We start from the raw sequence: 815 nt of genomic DNA on the forward strand, positions 1-815 counted from the left end.
GCGAATATGTGCCGTTCCTGCTGCTGGGCCTGCTTGGCGGCGCCGCCTCGATCGCCATCATGCATCTGGTCAGCATCGTCGAGCGCGTCTTCGTGCGGTTGGCGATCGACGCGTCGGTCAGGCCGTTCATCGGCGGCATCTTCGTCGGTCTGCTCGGGCTGGTCACGCCGCAGGTGCTTTCGAGCGGCCATGGCGCGTTGCACCGCGAGTTCGCCATGAACTACGCGCTGCCGGTCGTGGCGAGCGTCTTCGTGATGAAGCTGGCGGCCTCCGCCATCTCGCTCGGCTCGGGCTTCCGCGGCGGCCTGTTCTTCGCCTCGCTGTTCCTGGGCGCGCTGCTCGGCAAGGTCTTCGCGGGCGTCATGGCGATGACCGCGCCGTCCGCGGGCATCGACCCGACGGTCGCCGCCGTCGTCGGCATGACCTCGCTTGCGGTCGGCGTCGTCGGCGGCCCGCTGACCATGACGTTCCTGGCGCTGGAATCGACCCGCGACCTGACGCTTACCGGCGTCGTGCTGGCGGCCTCGATCATGTCGGCGATCCTGGTGCGCGAGACCTTCGGCTACTCCTTCTCGACCTGGCGCTTCCATCTGCGCGGCGAGACGATCCGCAGCGCTCATGACGTCGGCTGGATGCGCAGCCTCACCGTCGGCTCCATGATGCGCAAGGACGTCCGCACCATTCCCGCCTCGACGACGCTCTCGGAATTCCGCAAGGAGGTCCCGCTCGGCTCCGCCCAGCGCGTCATTGCCGTCGAGCATGCCGACCAATATGTCGGCATGCTGCTGGTGCCGGAACTGCACAGCGATCGTTCC

General features: G+C 67.9%; 1 protein-coding gene. It reads left to right on the top strand.

Annotated features, from left to right (window positions below):
• A partial coding sequence (locus EOA28_RS37315; protein ID WP_148671187.1) for a chloride channel protein occupies nucleotides 1–815 on the top strand: 815 nt, incomplete at both ends.

Source organism: Mesorhizobium sp. M2A.F.Ca.ET.067.02.1.1 (assembly GCF_004023285.1).
Lineage (GTDB): Bacteria > Pseudomonadota > Alphaproteobacteria > Rhizobiales > Rhizobiaceae > Mesorhizobium.